The sequence below is a fragment of the Xanthomonas sp. LF07-6 genome, assembly GCF_034105445.1.
GTDB lineage: Bacteria > Pseudomonadota > Gammaproteobacteria > Xanthomonadales > Xanthomonadaceae > Xanthomonas_A > Xanthomonas_A sontii.
Window position 1 is genome coordinate 197018 of the sequence record NZ_JAXGGI010000007.1, and the last position, 20123, is coordinate 217140.

At 68.2% G+C, this 20123-nt stretch carries 17 protein-coding genes; 15 read left to right on the forward strand and 2 right to left on the reverse strand.

Features of this window, described 5'->3' with window-relative positions; genetic code table 11:
• Positions 1-72 precede the first annotated feature (72 nt).
• From SLW56_RS13170 to SLW56_RS13210, 9 genes are all read left to right on the forward strand, one after another.
• Entirely contained in the window at positions 73-933 is an 861-nt protein-coding gene (locus SLW56_RS13170; protein WP_043094881.1) for a YicC/YloC family endoribonuclease, read from the forward strand.
• A 110-nt stretch (positions 934-1043) separates the two neighbouring features.
• Positions 1044-1670 (forward strand): guanylate kinase, encoded by a 627-nt coding sequence (gene gmk / locus SLW56_RS13175; protein WP_017909850.1) that lies wholly within the window; start codon positions 1044-1046, stop codon positions 1668-1670.
• A 112-nt stretch (positions 1671-1782) separates the two neighbouring features.
• Positions 1783-2082 (forward strand): DNA-directed RNA polymerase subunit omega, encoded by a 300-nt coding sequence (gene rpoZ / locus SLW56_RS13180; RefSeq protein WP_010343101.1) that lies wholly within the window; start codon positions 1783-1785, stop codon positions 2080-2082.
• Positions 2083-2182: 100 nt separating this feature from the next.
• Positions 2183-4354 (forward strand): bifunctional (p)ppGpp synthetase/guanosine-3',5'-bis(diphosphate) 3'-pyrophosphohydrolase, encoded by a 2172-nt coding sequence (locus SLW56_RS13185; RefSeq protein WP_295862733.1) that lies wholly within the window; start codon positions 2183-2185, stop codon positions 4352-4354.
• Positions 4355-4669: 315 nt separating this feature from the next.
• Positions 4670-5053, forward strand: a complete 384-nt coding sequence (locus tag SLW56_RS13190) for a RidA family protein (protein WP_010341827.1) — start codon at positions 4670-4672, stop codon at positions 5051-5053.
• Positions 5054-5062: 9 nt separating this feature from the next.
• The gene (recG, locus tag SLW56_RS13195; RefSeq protein WP_320694961.1) at positions 5063-7213 is read left to right on the forward strand and encodes an ATP-dependent DNA helicase RecG; all 2151 of its coding nucleotides are present in this window, start codon (positions 5063-5065) and stop codon (positions 7211-7213) included.
• Positions 7214-7412: 199 nt separating this feature from the next.
• Positions 7413-8351, forward strand: coding sequence for a nucleoside hydrolase (locus SLW56_RS13200; protein WP_017914112.1), 939 nt, complete (start codon positions 7413-7415; stop codon positions 8349-8351).
• A 151-nt stretch (positions 8352-8502) separates the two neighbouring features.
• Positions 8503-8745, forward strand: a complete 243-nt coding sequence (locus SLW56_RS13205; RefSeq protein WP_010341537.1) for a type B 50S ribosomal protein L31 — start codon at positions 8503-8505, stop codon at positions 8743-8745.
• A 285-nt stretch (positions 8746-9030) separates the two neighbouring features.
• Positions 9031-10320, forward strand: coding sequence for a citrate synthase (locus SLW56_RS13210; protein ID WP_026143410.1), 1290 nt, complete (start codon positions 9031-9033; stop codon positions 10318-10320).
• A gap of 173 nt (positions 10321-10493) precedes the next feature.
• On the opposite strand, the gene SLW56_RS13215 is transcribed toward SLW56_RS13210, so the two are convergent.
• Both SLW56_RS13215 and SLW56_RS13220 read right to left on the reverse strand, forming a co-directional pair.
• Positions 10494-11138 carry a hypothetical protein gene (locus tag SLW56_RS13215; RefSeq protein WP_017909856.1) on the reverse strand — a complete coding sequence of 215 codons (645 nt, stop codon included), beginning with the start codon at positions 11136-11138 and terminating at the stop codon, positions 10494-10496.
• Between the two features lie 152 nt (positions 11139-11290).
• The gene (locus SLW56_RS13220) at positions 11291-13717 is read right to left on the reverse strand and encodes a penicillin-binding protein 1A (protein ID WP_148830004.1); all 2427 of its coding nucleotides are present in this window, start codon (positions 13715-13717) and stop codon (positions 11291-11293) included.
• 218 nt (positions 13718-13935) lie between these two features.
• Here SLW56_RS13220 and SLW56_RS13225 point away from each other — a divergent pair, with 218 nt between their 5' ends.
• The 6 genes from SLW56_RS13225 (at position 13936) to SLW56_RS13250 (ending at position 20081) form a co-directional block, all read left to right on the forward strand.
• Complete coding sequence (locus SLW56_RS13225) at positions 13936-14994, forward strand: pilus assembly protein PilM (RefSeq protein WP_017908825.1); 1059 nt, start codon at positions 13936-13938, stop codon at positions 14992-14994.
• Positions 14994-15785 carry a PilN domain-containing protein gene (locus SLW56_RS13230; protein ID WP_320694962.1) on the forward strand — a complete coding sequence of 264 codons (792 nt, stop codon included), beginning with the start codon at positions 14994-14996 and terminating at the stop codon, positions 15783-15785. The genes SLW56_RS13225 and SLW56_RS13230 overlap by 1 nt, the downstream gene beginning before the upstream one ends.
• Complete coding sequence (locus SLW56_RS13235) at positions 15782-16456, forward strand: type 4a pilus biogenesis protein PilO (protein ID WP_017914107.1); 675 nt, start codon at positions 15782-15784, stop codon at positions 16454-16456. The genes SLW56_RS13230 and SLW56_RS13235 overlap by 4 nt, the downstream gene beginning before the upstream one ends.
• A complete protein-coding gene (locus SLW56_RS13240; protein WP_026143551.1) occupies positions 16453-16992 on the forward strand; it encodes a pilus assembly protein PilP in 540 nt (179 codons plus the stop codon). Before SLW56_RS13235 ends, SLW56_RS13240 begins: the two co-directional genes overlap by 4 nt.
• A gap of 20 nt (positions 16993-17012) precedes the next feature.
• Entirely contained in the window at positions 17013-18908 is a 1896-nt protein-coding gene (locus SLW56_RS13245; RefSeq protein ID WP_267095567.1) for a type IV pilus secretin PilQ family protein, read from the forward strand.
• 153 nt (positions 18909-19061) lie between these two features.
• Complete coding sequence (locus SLW56_RS13250) at positions 19062-20081, forward strand: MoxR family ATPase (protein WP_017914104.1); 1020 nt, start codon at positions 19062-19064, stop codon at positions 20079-20081.
• The last annotated feature ends 42 nt before the right edge of the window (positions 20082-20123 follow it).

Here is a 20123-nt window from a genome sequence, read left to right on the forward strand (position 1 = left end):
CTGTGACCGCGTCGGTGAGGCAGGAAAGGGCGCTAGGTTAACATTCGCCCCCTGTCCGCACCGGAACACCGCATGATCCGCAGCATGACCGCCTATGCCGGCGCCGAGCGCATCACTCCCTGGGGCACGCTGGGATGCGAGCTGCGCTCGGTCAACCACCGTTTCCTGGAAGTCGGCGTCCGCCTGCCGGAAGAACTGCGCGCGTTGGAGCCGCAACTGCGCGAACGCGTCGCCGCGCGGATCAGCCGCGGCAAGCTCGACCTGATGCTGCGCCTGCGCGCGCCGGAAGCAGCGCAGACCCTGGCGGTGAACGAGGCCCTGGTCGAGCAACTGGGTGTGCTTGCGCAACGGCTGGGAGTGCGTTTCCCGCAGATGCAGGTGCAGTTCGTCGACCTACTGCAGCTGCCCGGCGTGCTGCAGGGGCAGACAGCCGATCCGGCGGCGCTGCAGGCGCAGGCGCTGGAACTGCTGGACGAGGTGCTGGCCGAGTTCGTCGCCGCGCGCGAGCGCGAGGGCGGCAAGCTGGCCGCGGCCATCGTCGAGCGCGTCGATGCGGTGGAACGCATCGCCGGCGAGGTGCGCACGCTGATCCCCGCCATCCGCGACGGCCAGCGCGCCAAGCTGGCGGCGCGCCTGGCCGATCTGCCGCATCCGGTCGATCCCGGCCGCGCCGAGCAGGAACTGGTGCTGTGGCTGCAGAAGCTCGATGTGGACGAGGAACTGGACCGGCTCGGCAGCCATATCAAGGAACTGCGCCGCGTCCTGCGCCAGCCGGAACCGGCGGGCCGGCGCCTGGACTTCCTGCTGCAGGAGTTCAACCGCGAGGCCAACACCCTGGGCTCGAAGTCGGTGGACAGCCGCACCTCCAACGCCGCGGTGGAACTGAAGGTGCTGATCGACCAGATCCGCGAGCAGGTGCAGAACCTCGAATAGCCGGGAATGGGCGATCGGGAATGGGGAATCGTCAAAGCGGGTACGATTCACCCCCAGCCCGGCTCGGCGCTGTTCCCATTCCCCATTCCCGACTCCCCATTCCCAAGAACATGCGCGGCACTCTCTACATCGTGGCGGCCCCGTCCGGCGCCGGCAAGAGCAGCATCGTCAACGCCACCCTGGCGCGCGACCCGCAGATCGCGCTGTCGATCTCGTTCACCTCGCGCGCGCCGCGGCCGGGCGAACGCCATGCCGAGCACTACCATTTCGTCTCCGCCGACGAGTTCCAGCGGATGATCGATGCCGGCGACTTCTTCGAGTACGCCCGCGTGCACGGCGACTGGAAAGGTACCGCGCGGCAGTCGGTGGAGCCGCAGCTGGCCGCCGGCCACGACGTGCTGCTGGAGATCGACTGGCAGGGCGCGCGCCAGGTGCGGGCCAAGGTGCCGGATGCGGTCAGCGTGTTCATCCTGCCGCCGTCGCGCGAGGCCCTGGAGCAGCGCATGCGCAAGCGCGGCCAGGACAGCGAGGCGGTGATCGCGCAGCGGCTGGCCGCCGCGCGCGAGGAGATGTCGCACTACGCCGACTTCGACTACGTCATCGTCAACGAGCATTTCGACACCGCGGTGGACGAGATGTGCGCGATCTTCGTCGCCAGCCGCCTGCGCCGGCCGCAGCAACAGCAGCGCCATGCCGCGCTGATCGATACCCTCCTGCAGGAACAGCCAACTGGCTGATTCCAAAGGGAACTGAATGGGGTGGGGTTGATCTCGGGCGGTTGCCGCCCTACAATCCCCGCCCTTTCCCTCATTCGAACGCGTGGCCGCCGCCGGCCCGCCGGGAGCCCGCATGGCCCGCATCACCGTAGAAGATTGCCTGGAAGTCGTTAACAACCGTTTCGAACTGGTCATGATGGCGTCCAAGCGCGCCCGCCAGCTCGCCAACGGCGTGCAGGCCACCCTCGACAACACCGAGTCGGCCGACAAGCCGACCGTGCTGGCGCTGCGCGAGATCGCCGCGCGCAAGATCGACAACGCGCTGATCGACGAGGTCGAGAAGGCCGAGCGCGAGCGCGCCGAGCGTGAAGCCCTGGAATGGGCCGCGGCCGAAGTGGTGGCCGACGAGGACATGTCCAAGAACGACGACTGATCGCGTCCCGCGTCGCGATCGTCCTGCGAACAGCCCGCATCCGCGGGCTGTTTCGTTTTGCGGGTTTGCCGTCCACGCGCCGCTGGCATAGTCTTTCCGCATGAACCCAGGCCCTTCTGCCCAGGTCGCCCACGCCGCGCCATCGTCGGCCGACGCGGCGGTCCCCGACTACGTCCTGCAGCTCGAACGCAGCGCCAGCTATCTGCCGCCCGAGCAGATCCCGCTGCTGCGCCGCGCCTGGGAGGTCGGTGCGGCCGCGCACGCGGGGCAGACCCGCAAGTCCGGCGAGCCCTACATCACCCATCCGGTGGCGGTGGCCGGTGTACTGGCCGAACTGGGCCTGGACGTGGAGGCACTGATCGCGGCGATCCTGCACGACACCATCGAAGACACGCCGCTGACCCGCGCCGAGCTGGCCGCCGAGTTCGGCGAGGCGGTGGCGGAACTGGTCGACGGCGTCACCAAGCTGGACAAGCTCAAGTTCCGCGACCGCCAGGAAGCGGCCGCCGAAAGTTTCCGCAAGATGCTGCTGGCGATGTCGCGCGACCTGCGCGTGATCATGATCAAGCTCGCCGACCGCCTGCACAACATGCGCACGCTGGGCGCGCAGAGCGCCGAGGCGCGCAGCCGCATCGCCCGCGAGACCCTGGAGATCTACGCGCCGATCGCCCAGCGCCTGGGCATGAGCCTGATGAAGTCCGAGCTGCAGAACCTCGGCTTCCGCGCTCTGCATCCGTGGCGCCACGCGATCATCGAAAAGCACATCCGCAGCCAGCCGGTGGTGCGCCGCGAGTCGATGGCGCAGGTGGAGGTGCAGTTGTCGCAGCGTCTGGCCAAGGAAGGGCTGGAGCACCGGCTGGTGAGCCGGATCAAGACGCCGTGGAGCATCTACAACAAGATGCGCGACGAGAACAAATCCTTCGACCAGGTGATGGACGTGTTCGGCTTCCGGTTGGTGGTGCGCGGCGTGCCCGACTGCTACCACGCCCTCGGCGCGGTGCATGCCACCTTCAAGCCGCTGGATGCGCGCTTCCGCGACTTCATCGCCATACCCAAGGCCAACGGCTACCAGTCGCTGCACACGGTGCTGTTCGGGCCCTACGGCTCGCCGATCGAGGTGCAGATCCGCACCGAGGAAATGGACCTGATCGCCGAGCGCGGCGTCGCCGCGCACTGGACCTACAAGTTCGGCGGGGACTCGCCCAACAGCGCGCAGAGCCGCGCGCATGCGTGGATCGTCGAGCTGATCGAATCGCAGCGCGCCGCCGGCTCGTCGCTGGAGTTCCTGGACAACGTCAAGGTCGACCTGTTCCCGGACGAGGTCTACCTGTTCACGCCCAAGGGCAAGATCCTGGCGCTGCCGCGCAATTCCACCGCGCTGGACTTCGCCTATGCGGTGCACACCGACGTCGGCAACCGCGCGGTGGCCTCGCGCGTGGACAAGAAGCTGGTGCCGCTGCGCACCAAGCTGGTCAGCGGACAGACGGTGGAAGTGATCACTGCGCGCTCGGCCACGCCCAAGCCGCAGTGGCTGGAGTTCGTGGTCAGCAGCAAGGCGCGCACCGCGATCCGCCACCAGCTCAAGCAGCTCGAACACGAGGACGCGGTGCAGCTCGGTCATCGCATGCTCGATCGCGCACTGGAGGCGATGGACAGCTCGCTGGAGCGGCTGCCCAAGGGGCGCCTGGATTCGTTCCTCAGCGAGCACCGCTACCCGCGCCTGGAGGCGCTGCTGGCCGACGTGGCCCTGGGCAACTGGATGCCCAACCAGGCCGCGCAGGCGCTGATGGCGTATGCCGAACTGCGCGGCGGCGGCCATTCCAAGCACTCGCAGGAAAAGATCCTGATCAACGGCACCGAGCGCGGCGTGGTCAGCTTCGCCAACTGCTGCCAGCCGATTCCCGGCGACGAGATCATGGGCTACCACACCGCCGGCAAGGGCATCGTGGTGCATCGCCTGGACTGTCCGAACCTGGCCGAACTGCGCAAGTCGCCCGAGCGCTGGGTGCCGATCGGCTGGGATACCAGCGTCATCGGCGACTACGACACCGCGCTGGTGGTGGACGTGGAGAACCGCACCGGCGTGCTCGCGCAACTGGCCGCGGCGATCGCGCAGAGCCAGTCCAACATCGAGCGCGTCGACTACCTGGACCGCGACTTCAACGCCGCGGTGCTGCGCTTCAACATCCAGGTGCGCGACCGTAACCACCTGGCCGAAGTGATGCGCCGGCTGCGGCGCTTGAATGCGGTGCAGAGCGTGCGCCGCCAGTAGGCGGTGCCGGGCGGAATGGGTCGGGAGTTCTTGTGGGAGGGACTTCAGTCCCGACGCGTGATGGTGTCAGGCGGCTTTCTGCTTCACTCGTCGCGGCTGAAGCCGCTCCCACAAGGAATGGACTGGGGCTTCGTGCCAGTGCCCGTGATCGGGCATCGTCCGCGCCGCCTGCCAACGCGGCTGCATGACAGTCGACGCCTGCGAAAGAACGCTTGGTCGCGATCCTGTCACGGTCATGCTCCCCAATCCCCAATCCCCAATCCCCAATCGCGCACGCCAGCTAAACTAGGCGGACATTCTTCCAACGGAGTCGCCATGTCCCGCCAGATCATCCATACCGACCGTGCACCGGCCGCGATCGGCCCGTATTCGCAAGCCGTGCGCGCCGGCAACACCGTGTACTTCTCCGGGCAGATCCCGCTGGATCCGGCCACCGGCGAGATCGTCGCCGGCGACATCGCCGCGCAGGCGCGCCGCGCGTTCGACAACCTGCAGGCGGTGGCCGAGGCGGCCGGCGGCTCGCTGGACCGCATCGTGCGCCTGGGGCTGTACCTCACCGACCTGGCGCAGTTCGCGCAGGTCAACGCGGTGATGCAGGACTACTTCCAGGCGCCGTTCCCCGCGCGCTCCACCATCGAAGTCTCGGCGCTGCCCAAGGGCGCGGGCTTCGAAGTGGACGCGGTGATGGTGCTGGACTGATCCCCCGCCGTGCCGCGCGTGCAGGTTCCGGCGCCGGCGCTGTCGGCGGCAGGCGAGGCGCCGCTGACCACGCTGCCCGGCGTCGGTCCCAAGCTGGCGGAGAAATTCGCCGCGCGCGGCCTGTCCACCCTGCAGGACCTGTGGCTGCACCTGCCGCTGCGCTATGAGGACCGCACCCGCCTGACCACGGTGGCGGCACTGCAGCCGGGCGTGCCGGCGCAGGTCGAGGGGCGGGTGCAGGCGGTGGACCGCGGCTTCCGCTACCGGCCGATGCTGCGCGTGGCGGTGGCCGACGAGTCGCGCGGCACCCTGGTGCTGCGCTTCTTCCAGTTCCGTGCCGCGCAGGCGGCGCAGTTCGCGGTCGGCGCGCGCTTGCGCGCCTTCGGTACGCCCAAGCCGGGCCAGCACGGGCTGGAGTTCGTGCATCCCAGCTACCAGATCCTCGGCGAGGGCGACGATGCGGCGCTGGGCGATCGCCTGGATCCGGTGTACCCGGCGGTGGAGGGTGTCGGCCCGGCGACCGTGCGCCGGCTGATCGGCCAGGCGCTGGACCGGCTGCCGGAGGAGGCGGCACTGGAACTGCTGCCGGCGTCGCTGCTGAGCGAACTTGGCCTGCCGTCGCTGCGCAGCGCGTTGCTGGTCGCGCATCGGCCGCCGCCGCAGGCCGACCTGGCCGCGCTCGCCGCCGGCCTGCATCCGGCGCAGCAGCGCCTGGCGCTGGAGGAACTGCTCGCGCATCACCTGAGCCTGCGCCGCCAGCGCATCGCCATGCAGTGCCAGCCGGCGCCGTCGCTGCGCGGCCGCGGGCTGCTGGCCAAGCGCCTGCAGCAGTCGCTGCCGTTCCAACTGACCGGCGCACAGCAACGCGTGTTCGCGCAGATCCGCACCGACCTGGAGCGGCCGGCGCCGATGCTGCGGCTGGTGCAGGGCGACGTCGGCAGCGGCAAGACCGTGGTCGCCGCGCTGGCGGCGATGCTGGCGGTGGACAAGCGCAAGCAGGCGGCGCTGGCCGCGCCCACGGAACTGCTCGCCGAACAGCATCTGGCCAACCTGCGCGGTTGGCTGGAGCCGCTGGGCGTGCGCGTGGCCTGGCTGGCCGGCAAGGTCACCGGCAAGGCGCGCAGCGCGACCCTGGCGCAGATCGCCTCGGGCGAGGCGCAGGTGGTGGTCGGCACGCACGCGCTGATGCAGGAGGCGGTGCGCTTCCACGACCTGGCCCTGGCCATCGTCGACGAGCAGCACCGCTTCGGCGTGCACCAGCGCCTGGCGCTGCGCGACAAGGGCGCTTCCGGCGCAGGCGTGCCGCATCAACTGGTGATGACCGCCACGCCGATCCCGCGCACCCTGGCGATGGCCGCCTATGCCGATCTGGACGTTTCCTCGATCGACGAACTGCCGCCGGGGCGCACGCCGGTGCAGACCATCGTGCTCAACGCCGAGCGCCGTCCCGAGCTGGTGCAGCGCATTCGCGTGGCCTGCGCCGAAGGCCGCCAGGCCTACTGGGTCTGCACCCTGATCGAAGAGGCCGAGGACAACGAGAAATCCGCGCAGGGCGGCGGCGCCGGCAACCGGCTCGAGGCCAGCGCCGCGCAGGCCACCTTCGAAGCGTTGTCGGCGCAGTTGCCGGAACTGCGCGTGGGCCTGGTCCACGGACGCATGAAGCCGGCCGAGAAGCAGGCGGCGATGCGCGCGTTCAAGCAGGGCGAGATCGACCTGCTGGTCGCCACCACCGTCATCGAGGTCGGCGTGGACGTGCCCAATGCCTCGCTGATGATCATCGAGAACGCCGAACGCCTGGGCCTGGCGCAGCTGCACCAGTTGCGCGGGCGGGTCGGGCGCGGCGCGGCGGCGTCGAGCTGCGTGCTCATGTACCAGGCGCCGCTGTCGGTGATGGCGCGGCAGCGTCTGGAAACCATGCGCCAGACCAACGACGGCTTCGTCATCGCCGAGAAGGACCTGGAACTGCGCGGTCCCGGCGAACTGCTCGGCACCCGCCAGACCGGCCTGGCCGCGTTCCGCGTGGCCGACCTGGCCCGCGACGCTGGCCTGCTGCCGCGCGTGCACGCGCTGGCCGACCGGCTGCTGGAGGAAGCGCCGGTCCTGGCCGACCGCATCGTCGCGCGCTGGGTCGGTGGGGCGGTGCGGTTCGCCGGGGCCTGAGGGGCTGGGATTCGGCATGGGGGATGACCAGCCATTCGGCTGTTGAAAGCGGGGATTCGTAAAAAGCGGCCGCCCCTACGACAAACAGCGGTGGCGTTGCTTTTGCGAATCCCTAATCCCGACTCCCCAATCCCGTCTTCTTCCCATGCCTGCGCCGCAGTGCCAGACTCGGCGGCCGAATGGACGAGCGAAGCGACGCATGAGCGACAAGATTCCCCTGTTGATCGATACCGACCCCGGCGTGGACGATGCGCTGGCGCTGTTGATGGCGTTCGCCGATCCGCGCCACGAGGTGGTCGGGCTGACCATCGCCGCCGGCAACGTCGGGCTGCGCCACACCGTGCGCAATGCGCTGAAGCTGTGCGAGGTGGCCGGCCGCGAGGATGTGCCGGTGTTCGCCGGCTGCGCCGATCCGCTGCTGCACCCGTCGGTGGACGCCGGGCACGTGCACGGTCAGGACGGTTTCGGCGACGTCGACCTGCCGCCGGCCGCGCGCGGCGCCGAGGCCGAGCATGCCGCGCTGGCGATCCTGCGCCTGTCGCACCAGTACGCCGGGCGCCTGCTGCTGGTCGCGCTGGGGCCGCTGACCAACATCGCGCTGGCGCTGAAGCTGGACCCGACCCTGCCGCAGCGCGTCGGCCGCTTCCTGGTGATGGGCGGGGCGATCACCTGCCACGGCAACATCACCCCGGCCGCCGAGTTCAACATCGCCTTCGACCCGGAAGCCGCGCACATCGTGTTCAAGGCGTTCCCGCACATCGAAGTGGCGGATTGGGAGGCGACCGTTGCGCACGGCCTGCCGCACCGCGAGGTCGAGCAGTGGCTGGCGGTGGATGCGCCCAAGGCGCGCTTCTACGAACTGATCTCGCGCAAGACCCGGCTGTGGTCGGAAGACGCCCGCGGCGAGCACTGGTATGCCGCCGACGCGCTGGCGATGGCCTGGGCGCTGCAGCCCGACGGCGCCGAGGAGGTGCAGTCGCGGCCGATGCAGATCGAGCTGTCCGGGGTGCACACCCGCGGCGCCACCCTGGTCGACTGGAACCGCCAGCTGGGCCTGCCGGACAACGCGACCATGCTCATCCGCTACGACCACGCGCGGTTCCTGGGCCTGGCCCGCGCGGCGGTCGGCGCCGGCTGAGCCTGGCGGTCCCGCCCGGTTCCGGGCGGGGCCCCAGTGGTAGAACAGCCGCGAGCCGTCACCTCACTTGCCATCACGTAAACGTTGCGTGCAGGGCGGCAGGGCTGTTATAGTTTCCCTCTTGTCCAGCAGCCACCTACGGTGCGAGCCCATGAAGGCCGACATCCATCCCCAGTACCGCGACGTCGTGTTCCACGATGTCACCTCCGATTTCAAGATCCTGACCCGTTCGACCATGTCCTCGAAAGAGACGGTCAAGTGGGAGGACGGCGAAGAGTATCCGCTGATCAAGGTCGAAATCTCCTCGGCTTCGCACCCGTTCTACACGGGCAAGCACAAGGTCATCGACACCAGCGGCCGCATCGACAAGTTCCAGAAGCGCTACGCGCGCTGATCGGAACCGTCGAACGGATGTAAAGCGACGGCCGCTTGCGCGGCCGTTCTGCTATCTGCTTTCCTCTCCCGGCGTTGACGCGCCGGTGTCATCCTTCCGTGAAAGTGCGGCGAGGATGCAACGCTGTGTCGCTTTCCTTCCGCCATCGTGCAACGTGGGTGGTGAGCGACGACGCAAATGCTGCTGTGCGATAATGGCGCGATCCGTGGCGATTGCCGTGGACTTCCTTCACGCGTCTGTTCGCAACGTAATCGGACAGGCGCCTTCCATCGAGGAGCGCACACTGTGTCCGATCTTGATCAGGTCACGTTGAACGCCGGCGACAAGTCGGTCGTTCTTCCGGTACTCAAGCCTACCCTGGGCAACGATTGCGTCGACATTTCCAAGTTGACCAAGGAGACCGGTCTCTTCACCTACGACTCGGGCTTCACCGCGACCGCCAGCTGCAAGTCGGCGATCACTTACATCGACGGCGACAACGGCGTGCTGCTGTACCGCGGCTACCCGATCGAGCAACTGGCCGAGAAGTCCAACTTCCTCGAAGTGGCCTATCTGCTGATGAACGGCGAGCTGCCCACCGCCGACGAATTCAAGAAGTTCGACCACGAAGTGACGCATCACACGATGATGCACGAGTCGCTGAAGAACTTCCTCGGCGGCTTCCGCCACGATGCGCACCCGATGGCGATGATGGCCGGTACCGTGGCCTCGCTGTCGGCGTTCTACCACGACACCCTCGACCTCAACGATCCGGAGCAGCGCCGCTTGGCCGCGATCCGCCTGATCGCCAAGGTGCCGACGATCGCGGCCGCCGCCTACCGCTACTCGATCGGCTGGCCGATCCGCTACCCGCGCAACAACCTCGGCTATGTCGAGCGCTTCCTGCACATGATGTTCGAGGTGCCGAGCGAGCAGCTGCAGATGAACCCGGTCGTGGCCAAGGCCCTGGACCTGCTGTTCATCCTGCACGCCGACCACGAGCAGAATGCCTCGACCTCGACCGTGCGTCTGGTCGGTTCCACCGGCGCCAACCCGTACGCCTCGGTCGCCGCGGGCATCACCGCGCTGTGGGGCCCGGCGCACGGCGGCGCCAACGAAGCCGTGCTGAAGATGCTGGAAGAGATCGGCACCGCCGACAACGTCGAGAGCGCCGTGGCCAAGGCCAAGGACAAGAACTCGAGCTTCCGCCTGATGGGCTTCGGTCACCGCGTGTACAAGAACTTCGACCCGCGCGCGAAGATCATCCGCGAGATGACCCACAAGGTGCTGGGCGAGCTGGGCGTCAACGACCCGCTGCTGGAAGTGGCGCTGAAGCTGGAAGAGGCCGCGCTGAAGGACGACTACTTCGTGCAGCGCAAGCTGTACCCGAACGTCGACTTCTACTCGGGCATCATCTACAAGGCGCTGAACATTCCGGTGGAGATGTTCACCGTGATGTTCGCCATTGCCCGTACCGCCGGCTGGGTCTCGCATTGGCTGGAGCAGCAGGTCGACCCGGAAATGAAGATCGGCCGTCCGCGCCAGATCTACACCGGCTACGACAAGCGCGACTACACCAGCGCCGACAAGCGCTGATCGATCGCCGTAAAGGCTGTCCGGAACGCCCCGCCTCGCGGGGCGTTTTTCGTTTGTGGCGGGGGCCGAAGCGGGGAGGACGATTGGTAGTAGCCTGTCGCGCCACTGCAGGCCGCGACACGGGGCGCCAGCCAGCTGTGCGGCGCCCGCGGCATCCTGACGCGGTGGTCCGCTCAGCCGGACTGGTAGTCGGCGATGTCCTGCTCGGTCAGCAGTTGCCGCAGTTGCGGCATCGAGGCGCGCCGCATCGGCTTTTCGTCCACCTGCGACAGCGGCGCCTGGCGCAGCGCGTCGTAGGGCAGCACGGTCAGGTCGAAGGTCAGCTCCTCGGCGGTGAACAGCCACACCGGGAAGTCCTCGCTGCGCTCGCGGTCCAGGCGCAGGCGGCGGCTGCGCAGTTCGGCCGGGATCCGGTGTTCTTCGAGAAAACGTGCCACCGCCTCGGTGTCGTCGCTGTGCAGGTGCAGTTGCACCGGACTGTTGGCGTCGGCGGTACCGTCGTGCACCGGTCCGGCCAGGCGTGGCGCGAAGGCGTGCAGGAAGTCCATCGCGCGCAGCGCCGCCTCGCGGCGCCGGCGCAATTCGCCGGCATGGTCGGGGCCGGCGAACAGCCGCTGGTACTCGCGCAGGGCGTCCTCGATCTCGCTGTTGCGCGGCAGCGAGGCGTCGTCGTGGATGCCGAGCCGGTCGGCGGCCTTGAGCTTGGCCTGGTGGAAATCGCGGATGCCGCCTTCGGCCATCAGCCGGGCGGCTTCATGCGCCAGCCGGCGGCGGCGTTCGTGCGTGCGGGTCCGGGCGTGTTGCCGAGCGTGGTGCATGGTGCGCCTCCCCTCAAAGCCTGCCCCGACTGTACCGCAGCCCTGCGAAATTCGGGTGTAGCAGCCGCCCCTGCCTGAGGCGGCGTCCGCCGGGCGAGGCGCGCCCGGCGGGAACTGCCCCGGCGAGCGCCGGGGCGGCGGACGCGACACGATCAGAAGATGTCGAATGCCGCGTCGTCGGTCTTCTGGTCCTGCAGGCTTTCGTCGAACTGCTGGATGCGGTCCATGTCCTCGGTCTTGACCCATTCCGTGGCGCCGTTGAGGCTGACCTGGACCATGCCGCCCGGCGGATCGTTGCGGGCGATCGGCTGATCCTTCAGCGCGACCCGCATGTAGTCGATCCAGATCGGCAGCGCCGCCTTGCCGCCGTATTCGCGGTAGCCGAGCGAGCGGTAGTCGTCGCGGCCGACCCACACGGTGGTCACGTACGGGCCGCCGAAGCCGGAGAACCAGGCGTCGCGATGGTCGTTGGTCGAGCCGGTCTTGCCGCCCACGTCCTCGCGGCCGAGCACCTTGGCGGCGGTGCCGGTGCCGCGCTGGACCACGTCGCGCATCATCGACACCAATTGATAGGCGGTGCGCTCGTCGATCGCGCGCGGCGCCACCTTGGCCTCGGGGTCGGCGGGCTTCTCGGCTGCAGCCGCCGTGGCCGCGGGCTCTGCCGGCTTGGCCGCCGGCGGCGGCGTGGCCGCGCCGAAGTTGAAGCCGTCCACCACCTGGCTGACCGGTGCGGCGTTGCCGCCGACGCTGCCGCAACTGCGGCAGGCGGTCAGCGGATGTTCCTGGAACAGGACATTGCCGTCGCGGTCGGTGACCTTGTCGATGATCCAGGTGTTGACCAGCGAGCCGCCGTTGGCGAACACGGTGTACCCGCGCGCCACCGACAGCGGGGTCAGCGAGGCGGTGCCCAGCGACATCGACAGGTTCGGCGGCAACTCGGCTTCCTGGAAGCCGAACTGGCTGATGTACTTGCGCGCGAAGTCCACGCCGATGGCGTCCAGCAGGCGCACCGAGACCAGGTTGCGCGACTGCACCAGCGCCTCGCGCAGGCGCATCGGGCCGCGGAAGCCGCCGCCGTCGTTCTGCGGCGACCAGGTCTTGCCGCGGCGGTCGCGGAACACCACCGGTGCGTCGAGCACGATCGAGGCCGGGTTGAAGCCCTTCTCGAACGAGGCCGCGTACAGGAATGGCTTGAAGCTGGAGCCTGGCTGGCGGCGCGCCTGGGTGGCGCGGTTGAACTTGTTGCCGGCGTAGCTGAAGCCGCCGACCATGGCGCGCAGCGCGCCGTTGTTGGCGTCCAGCGACACCAGCGCGGCCTGGCCGCGCGGGATCTGGGTGATCTCCCATTCGCCCGGCTTGTCGCCTTCCTGGATGCGCACCAGGTCGCCGCGCTTGAGCAGGGTGGCGGGGCTGCGCCCGGTCCAGCGGCTGGCGGCCACCGGCAGCACCAGCTCGGTCTTGTTGGCGAGCACCACGGTGGCGCTGCCGTCGCTGCCGGTGCCGGCGACGATGCTGGGCAGCATCCCGCCCTGCGCGTAGACGCCGCTCAGATGGCTGGCCAGCGCCGCCGCATCGGCAGTGGCGGGGACGTCGAAGTGCTTCTCGACGCCATGCCAGCCATGGCGACGATCGTAGACGACCAGGCCCTGGCGCACCGCATGGTTGGCGGCGGCCTGCAGGGTCGCATCGATGCTGGTGTAGACGTGGTAGCCCTTGTCCAGCACGTCGCCGCCGAAGCGCGCGATCATCTCCTGGCGCACCAGCTCGGCCACGTAGGGGGCCTCGACCTCGACCGGGCGCTCGTGCGGCGCGGCGTGCATCGGCACCGCCTTGGCCGCCTCGGCCTCGGCCGGGGTGATGAAGCCCAGCGCGGCCATGCGGCTGAGCACATAGTTGTCGCGGCGCTGCTTGGCGCGCTCGGGGTTGCTGATCGGGTTGCCGCTGGAGGGGAACTTGGGGATGCCGGCCAGCGAGGCCATCTCGTCCAGGCTCAGCTCGTTGAGCTTCTTGCCGTAGTAGTACTCGGCGGCGGCGGCGACGCCGTAGGCGCGGTTGCCGAAGAAGCTCTTGTTGAGATACAGCTCGAAGATCTCGTCCTTGGTCAGTTCGGCCTCGATCTTGCGCGCCAGCAGGATCTCCGCCAGCTTGCGGGTATAGCTGTATTCCGAGCTCAGGAAGAACTGGCGGGCCACCTGCTGGGTGATGGTGGAGCCGCCCGGCACGCGCTTGTCGTTGGTGGTGGCCAGCAGCCACACCGCGCGGGCGATGCCCTTGTAGTCGACCCCGCCATGCTCGTAGAACCGGGCGTCCTCGGTGGCCAGGAAGGCCTGCTTCAGCCGCTCCGGCACATCTTTCATGGTGATGGGGTAGCGCCGGGTCTCGCCGAACAGCGCCATCAGCTTGCCGTCGCTGGAGTAGACGTACATCGGCTCCTGCAGTTCGACCTTGCGCAGGGTCTGCACGTCCGGGAGCTTGGAGGAGACGACGTAGTACAGCCCGCCTGCCACGGCGGCGCCGACCAGGCCAAGGAGGACGAACAAGACCAGCGCCCAGCGCAGCCAACGACGAAAACGGGGCATCGCGAGAGATTCCGATTGCAGATTTCTTGGGCGCAGAGTATAGAGTACGCCGGGGAACGGCTGGGGCCGGTTCCGGGGATGCGACGGGTTTGCTGCCGCAGGTCATGCCGTGACACGGATCGCGACATGCAGCCGGGCGGTTGCCAATTGCAAAAAATTTGTTATTAATGCGCTGGCGCAACATTGGCGTCCAAGTGCCCGCCGGCAGGGGAAAATCCGTGGGGCTTATCCCAAAGAGTCAGCAGCCGCTGATCGGCATCGACATCAGCTCGACCGCGGTCAAGCTGCTGCAGCTTTCGCGTAACGGCAACCGGTTCCGGGTCGAGCATTACGCCGTCGAACCCTTGCCGCCCAATGCCGTGGTCGAGAAGAACATCGTCGAGGTCGAGGCGGTGGGCGAGGCGATCCGCCGCGCCGTGACCCGGTCCGGTACCCGCGCCAAGCATGCCGCGGCCGCCGTGGCCGGTTCGGCGGTGATCACCAAGGTGATCCCGATGCCGGCCGAGCTGGATGAGAGCGAGCTGGAAGCCCAGGTCGAGCTGGAGGCGGTGAACTACATCCCGTACCCGATCGACGAAGTGAACCTGGATTTCGAGGTGCTGGGCGTCATCCCCAACAACCCCGAGATGGTGCAGGTACTGCTGGCCGCCTCGCGCTCGGAGAACGTGGAACTGCGCCAGTCGGCCCTGGAACTGGGCGGGCTGGTGGCCAAGGTGATGGACGTGGAGGCCTTCGCGGTCGAGAACGCCTTCGCGCTGGTGGCCAGCGAGCTGCCGGTGGCCGCCGACGGCATCGTCGCCCTGGTCGACATCGGCGCCACCATGACCACCCTCAATGTCCTGCGTGGCGGGCGCAGCCTGTACAGCCGCGAGCAGGTGTTCGGCGGCAAGCAGCTGACCGACGAAGTGATGCGCCGCTACGGCCTGACCTACGAGGAAGCCGGCATGGCCAAGCGCCAGGGCGGGCTGCCGGAAAGCTACGAGGTCGAGGTGCTGGAGCCGTTCAAGGAAGCCACGGTGCAGCAGATCAGCCGCCTGCTGCAGTTCTTCTATGCCGGCAGCGAATTCAACCGCGTCGACCACATCGTCCTGGCCGGCGGCTGCGCCGCCCTGGCCGGATTGCCGGAGATGGTGGAGGAGCAACTGGGCGTGGCCACGGTGGTCGCCAACCCGTTGGCGCAGATGACCCTGGGGCCGAAGGTGCAGGCGCATGCGCTGGCCCAGGACGCGCCGGCGCTGATGATCGCCACCGGCCTGGCGCTGAGGAGCTTCGACTGATGGCGAAGATCAATCTGCTGCCCTGGCGGGCGGAACGGCGCAAGCAACGCGAACGCGAGTTCTATTCGATGCTTGGCCTGGCCGCGTTCGCCGGGGTGCTGCTGGCGGGGCTGATCTGGTTCTACTACGACCTGCAGATCAGCGGCCAGAACGAGCGCAACGCGTATCTGCAGGCCGAGATCGAGAAGGTCCAGGCGCAGAACAAGGAAATCGACACCCTCGACGAGAAGAAGCGCCGCCTGCTGGCGCGCAAGCAGGTGATCGAGGAACTGCAGGCCAAGCGCTCGCAGATGGTGCACCTGTTCGACTCGCTGGTGCGGACCATTCCCGACGGCGTGGTGCTGACCTCGGTGAAGCAGGAAGGCGACATGCTGACCCTGGAGGGCCGCTCGCAGTCCAACGCGCGGGTCAGTACCTACATGCGCAACCTCGAGGGCTCGGGCTGGATGACCAATCCGGAGCTGACGGTGATCGAGGCCAAGGCCCAGGAGAAGGAAGCCAAGGGTCCGATCGTCGATACCAAGGCGCTGCCGTACGTGTTCACGCTGCGGGTCAAGCTGCCGGTGCCGGGCGAGAGCGCCGATCCGGCCGCCGCCGGGACGGCACCTGCGGGTTCCGCTGCGCCCGGAACACCTGGCGCAGCCTCCGCGGGCGGCGCGCCTGGCACGCCGCCGGCGCAGGCTCCGGGCGCTCCTGCGCCTGCACCTGCCGCGGGCAGCCCTGCCGCACCGGCGCCGGCCACCGCGCCGGCACCCGCCGCCACGCCAGCGAAACAGGGACCGGCGTCATGAGCAAGAAATTCAACATCAAAGAGCTGGATTTCAACAACATCGGCAATTGGCCGCAGCAGGCCAAGATCGTGTTCTGCGTGCTGGTGACCCTGTTCATCCTGACCCTGTCCTGGTTCCTGCTGATCAGCAGCAAGAGCGACGAGTTGCAGGCGCTGGAGCAGAAGGAAACCGAACTGCGCGCCTCCTTCGAGAAGGAGCAGAGCCGTGCGGTGAACCTGCAGCCGCTGAAGCAGCAACTGGTGCAGATGGAGCAGGTGCTGCAGCAGATGCTGCGGCAGCTGCCGAGCAAGACCGAGATGCCCGACCTGATCATCGACATCTCGCAGACCGCGCTGTCCAGCGGCCTGACCAACGAGTTGTTCCAGCCGGGCCCGGAGTCGCCGAAGGAGTTCTACGCGGAGAAGCCGATCGCCCTGCGCATGGTCGGCAGCTACCACCAGTTCGGCGCCTTCGTCAGTGGCGTGGCCTCGCTGCCGCGGGTGGTGATCCTGACCATGCACGACATCAACCTGAAGCCGCGCGACAAGAGCAACGGCATCACCGCGCGCGGCGAGCTGGAGCTGTCCGGTACGGTCAAGACCTATCGCTACCTGGACGACAAGGAAATGGCCGACCAGGAACAGGCCGCGGCGGCCGCGAAGAAGGCCGGCAAGCAAGGCGGTGGCGCATGAGCCGGCAGCATCGGGTGGTCAGGATTCTCGTTGCGGGCGCGCTGGCGCTGGTGCTTGGCGCTTGCGGCCGCACCATCACCAGCACGCCGGGCGATGCGCCGAATCTGGAGAACTGGGTGAAGGAAGTGCGCGCGCGACCGGCGCAGCCGCTGGAGCCGTTGCCGGTGATGCAGCAGTTCGAAACCTTCGAGTATGCGGCGCAGGGCCTGCGCGATCCGTTCAGCGATGCCTGGGCCAGTCCCGACGGCAGCAGCGGCCTGCGCCCGGATCCGAACCGCCGCAAGGAACCGCTGGAACAGTTCCCGCTGGACAGCCTCAACATGGTCGGCACGCTGGGCAGCGGCGCGGGCCAGGTGGCGCTGGTGATGGCGCCGGACAAGGTGACCTACCGCGTGCGTCCGGGCGTGTACATGGGGCAGAGCGATGGCCGCGTGACCGGGGTGCACGAGGATCGCATCGATTTGATTGAACTGGTGCCGGATGGCGCCGGCGGCTGGCTGGAACGTCCCGCCTCCGTCGCGCTGGACGATCAATGATTGATTATGGGGATAGCACGATGACTTTTTCCAAAGCCCTGAGCCTGCGCCCCATCCGGCGCCACGCGACGATGCGGCTATGCGCGTTGGGGTTGGCGGCGATGCTCGGGAATGCGGTCGTCGCCAGCGCGGCGCCGCCCGCCGCGCCTGTTGCCGCGTCTCCCGCACCTGCGGCGGCGCCGGCCAAGCTCACGGTGTCGAAGATCGACTTCAAGCGCGGCGACGGCGGTGCGGGGCGGCTGATCCTGTCCTTCAACGGCACCGGCGCCAGCCCGGACCTGCGCACCCAGGGCAACAGCGTGGTGGTCGATGTCGGCAACGCCACGCTGCCGCCGGAGTTGCAGCGTCCGCTCAACGTCACCGACTTCGCCACGCCGGTGCAGCGCATCGATGCCAAGCCCTATGCGGGCGGCGCCGAGCTGGTGTTGAACACCAATGGCGCGTTCGAATCGCTGGCGTACCAGTCGGGCAACGAGTACGTGGTCGAGATCACTCCGCGCGCCGCCGCGCCGGCGGTGGGTGCGGTCACCGCGACCACGGTCAGCCAGGCCGCCGCGCAGGTGGCCGCCCGCGGCTACAGCGGCAAGCCGGTGACCTTCAACTTCCAGGACGTGCCGGTGCGCACGGTGCTGCAGTTGATCGCCGAGGAGTCCAATCTCAATATCGTCGCCTCCGACACCGTGCAGGGCAGCGTCACCCTGCGCCTGGTCAATGTGCCCTGGGACCAGGCGCTGGACATCGTGCTGCGCGCCAAGGGCCTGGACAAGCGCCGCGACGGCAAGGTGATCTGGGTCGCGCCGCAGCAGGAGCTGGCCAAGTTCGAGCAGGACAAGGAAGACGCGCGCATCGCGATCGAGAACCGCGAGGACCTGATCACCGACTACGTGCAGATCAACTATCACAGCGCCACGGCGATCTTCAAGGCGCTGACCGAGGCCAAGGGGATCGGCGGCGGTGGCGGTGGTGGCAGTGGCGGCGCGGGTGGCAGCGGCAACAGCCAGAACGACAATGGTTTCCTGTCGCCGCGCGGGCGCCTCGTCGCCGACGAGCGCACCAACACGCTGATGATCAGCGACATCCCGAAGAAGGTCGCGCAGATGCGCGAGCTGATCAACGTGATCGACCGCCCGGTCGACCAGGTGCTGATCGAGGGCCGCATCGTCATCGCCACCGATACCTTCGCACGCGATCTGGGTGCCAAGTTCGGTGTCGGCGCGACGCGCACCTATGGGGACAATGTCGCTACGGTCGGAAGCAACGCGGCTGGCGGCGGCGTCAATACGCGTGGTCTCAACGTCGATCTGAGCGGTCCGACCTTCACCAGCGCGCAGACCCTGCCCAGTCTTGCCTACACCCTGCTCGGCAAGAACTTCAATCTGGACCTGCAGCTGTCGGCATTGCAGGAAGAGGGGCGGGGCGAAGTCATTTCCAATCCGCGCATCGTGACCTCCAACCAGCGCGAGGCGGTGATTCGGCAAGGTAAGGAAATCGGCTATGTCACCATTACCGGTGGAACCGCCGGAACTGCGGCGACGCCCAACGTACAGTTCAAGGAAGTGCTGCTGGAGCTGAAGGTCACCCCGACCATCACCGACGATAATCGTGTGTTCTTGAACATGAACGTCAAGAAGGACGAAGTCGAACGCTACGTGGTCTTGCAGAACTACGGCACCGTACCGGAAATCAACCGCCGCGAGATCAATACCGCGGTGCTGGTCGACGATGGGCAGACGGTGGTCATCGGCGGTGTCTACGAGTTCAACGACCGTAGCAGCATCTCCAAGGTGCCGTTCCTGGGCGACGTGCCGTTCCTGGGCAATCTGTTCAAGAAGCGTGGCCGCAACAAGACCAAGGCCGAATTGCTGATTTTCGTGACCCCGAAGGTGATGCACGTGGCCAAGCGTCCGCCGGCCTAAATGCCGCGGACAAGGCGGGAAACCTTCGACGGGAGAGGCGCAAGCCTCTCCCGTCGGCGTTTGCGCCCATCGATGAGGAAATCCTGAATTCGCAGCACGCGGCGTCCGCCGTGCGCGGAACCATTTTCACCGGCGATCGGTCAGACTGCGCAAATGAACACTCCATCCCCGACCCTCGATTCCCCGCCGGCCGCGCCCGAGCAGCAGCGCCTGCACGCCGCGTTCGTCGCCCTGCGCGACGGCCTGTCCCAGACCATCGTCGGCCAGTCGGCGCTGGTGGAGCGCCTGCTGATCGCGCTGCTTGCCGATGGCCATCTGCTGGTCGAAGGCGCGCCCGGCCTGGCCAAGACCACCGCGATCCGCGCCCTGGCCTCGCGCCTGGAAGCGGATTTCGCCCGTGTGCAGTTCACTCCCGACCTGCTCCCGGCCGACCTCACCGGTACCGAGGTGTGGCGCCCGCAGGAGAGTCGCTTCGAGTTCCTGCCCGGGCCGATCTTCCATCCGATCCTGCTCGCCGACGAAATCAACCGTGCGCCGGCCAAGGTGCAATCGGCCCTGCTCGAGGCGATGGGCGAGCGCCAGGTCACCGTCGGCCGGCACACCTATGCGCTGCCGAAGCTGTTCCTGGTGATGGCGACACAGAACCCGATCGAGCAGGAGGGCACCTTCCCGCTGCCGGAGGCGCAGCTGGACCGCTTCCTCATGCATGTGCGGATCGGCTACCCGGAAGCGGCCGCGGAGGCGGAGATCCTGCGGCTGGCGCGCGAGCGCGCCCGCGAGACGCTGGAGGCCGGCGAGGCGCCGCCGCCGCGTATGCCGCTGGAAGACGTATTCGCGGCACGCCGTGCGGTGCTGGCGCTGCACATGGCACCGCCGCTTGAGCGCTACCTGATCGAACTGGTGCTGGCCTCGCGCGATGCAAGCGGCTACGACGCCGCGTTGGCGCGGCGCATCGCCTGGGGCGCGAGTCCGCGCGGTTCGATCGCATTGGAGCGGTGCGCCCGCGCCCGCGCCTGGCTGGCCGGACGCGATTTCGTCACGCCCGACGACGTGCGCGCGGTCGCCGCCGATGTACTGCGGCACCGCGTGCTGCCCAGCTACGAAGCGACCGCCGAAGGCTGGGACGGCGATCGTCTGGTCGCCGCCCTGCTGGACAAGGTGCCGCCGCCGTGACCGGACGCCGCCAGGTACGGTTGTTGCCCGCCGCCCGGCTCC

Coding starts and splice junctions, on each gene's coding strand:
- SLW56_RS13170 (WP_043094881.1), top strand. CDS start 73: ATGATCCGCAGCATGACCGCCTATGCCGGCGCCGAGCGCATCACTCCC.
- gmk (WP_017909850.1), top strand. CDS start 1,044: ATGCGCGGCACTCTCTACATCGTGGCGGCCCCGTCCGGCGCCGGCAAG.
- rpoZ (WP_010343101.1), top strand. CDS start 1,783: ATGGCCCGCATCACCGTAGAAGATTGCCTGGAAGTCGTTAACAACCGT.
- SLW56_RS13185 (WP_295862733.1), top strand. CDS start 2,183: ATGAACCCAGGCCCTTCTGCCCAGGTCGCCCACGCCGCGCCATCGTCG.
- SLW56_RS13190 (WP_010341827.1), top strand. CDS start 4,670: ATGTCCCGCCAGATCATCCATACCGACCGTGCACCGGCCGCGATCGGC.
- SLW56_RS13200 (WP_017914112.1), top strand. CDS start 7,413: ATGAGCGACAAGATTCCCCTGTTGATCGATACCGACCCCGGCGTGGAC.
- SLW56_RS13205 (WP_010341537.1), top strand. CDS start 8,503: ATGAAGGCCGACATCCATCCCCAGTACCGCGACGTCGTGTTCCACGAT.
- SLW56_RS13215 (WP_017909856.1), bottom strand. CDS start 11,138: ATGCACCACGCTCGGCAACACGCCCGGACCCGCACGCACGAACGCCGC.
- SLW56_RS13220 (WP_148830004.1), bottom strand. CDS start 13,717: ATGCCCCGTTTTCGTCGTTGGCTGCGCTGGGCGCTGGTCTTGTTCGTC.
- SLW56_RS13230 (WP_320694962.1), top strand. CDS start 14,994: ATGGCGAAGATCAATCTGCTGCCCTGGCGGGCGGAACGGCGCAAGCAA.
- SLW56_RS13235 (WP_017914107.1), top strand. CDS start 15,782: ATGAGCAAGAAATTCAACATCAAAGAGCTGGATTTCAACAACATCGGC.
- SLW56_RS13240 (WP_026143551.1), top strand. CDS start 16,453: ATGAGCCGGCAGCATCGGGTGGTCAGGATTCTCGTTGCGGGCGCGCTG.
- SLW56_RS13245 (WP_267095567.1), top strand. CDS start 17,013: ATGACTTTTTCCAAAGCCCTGAGCCTGCGCCCCATCCGGCGCCACGCG.
- SLW56_RS13250 (WP_017914104.1), top strand. CDS start 19,062: ATGAACACTCCATCCCCGACCCTCGATTCCCCGCCGGCCGCGCCCGAG.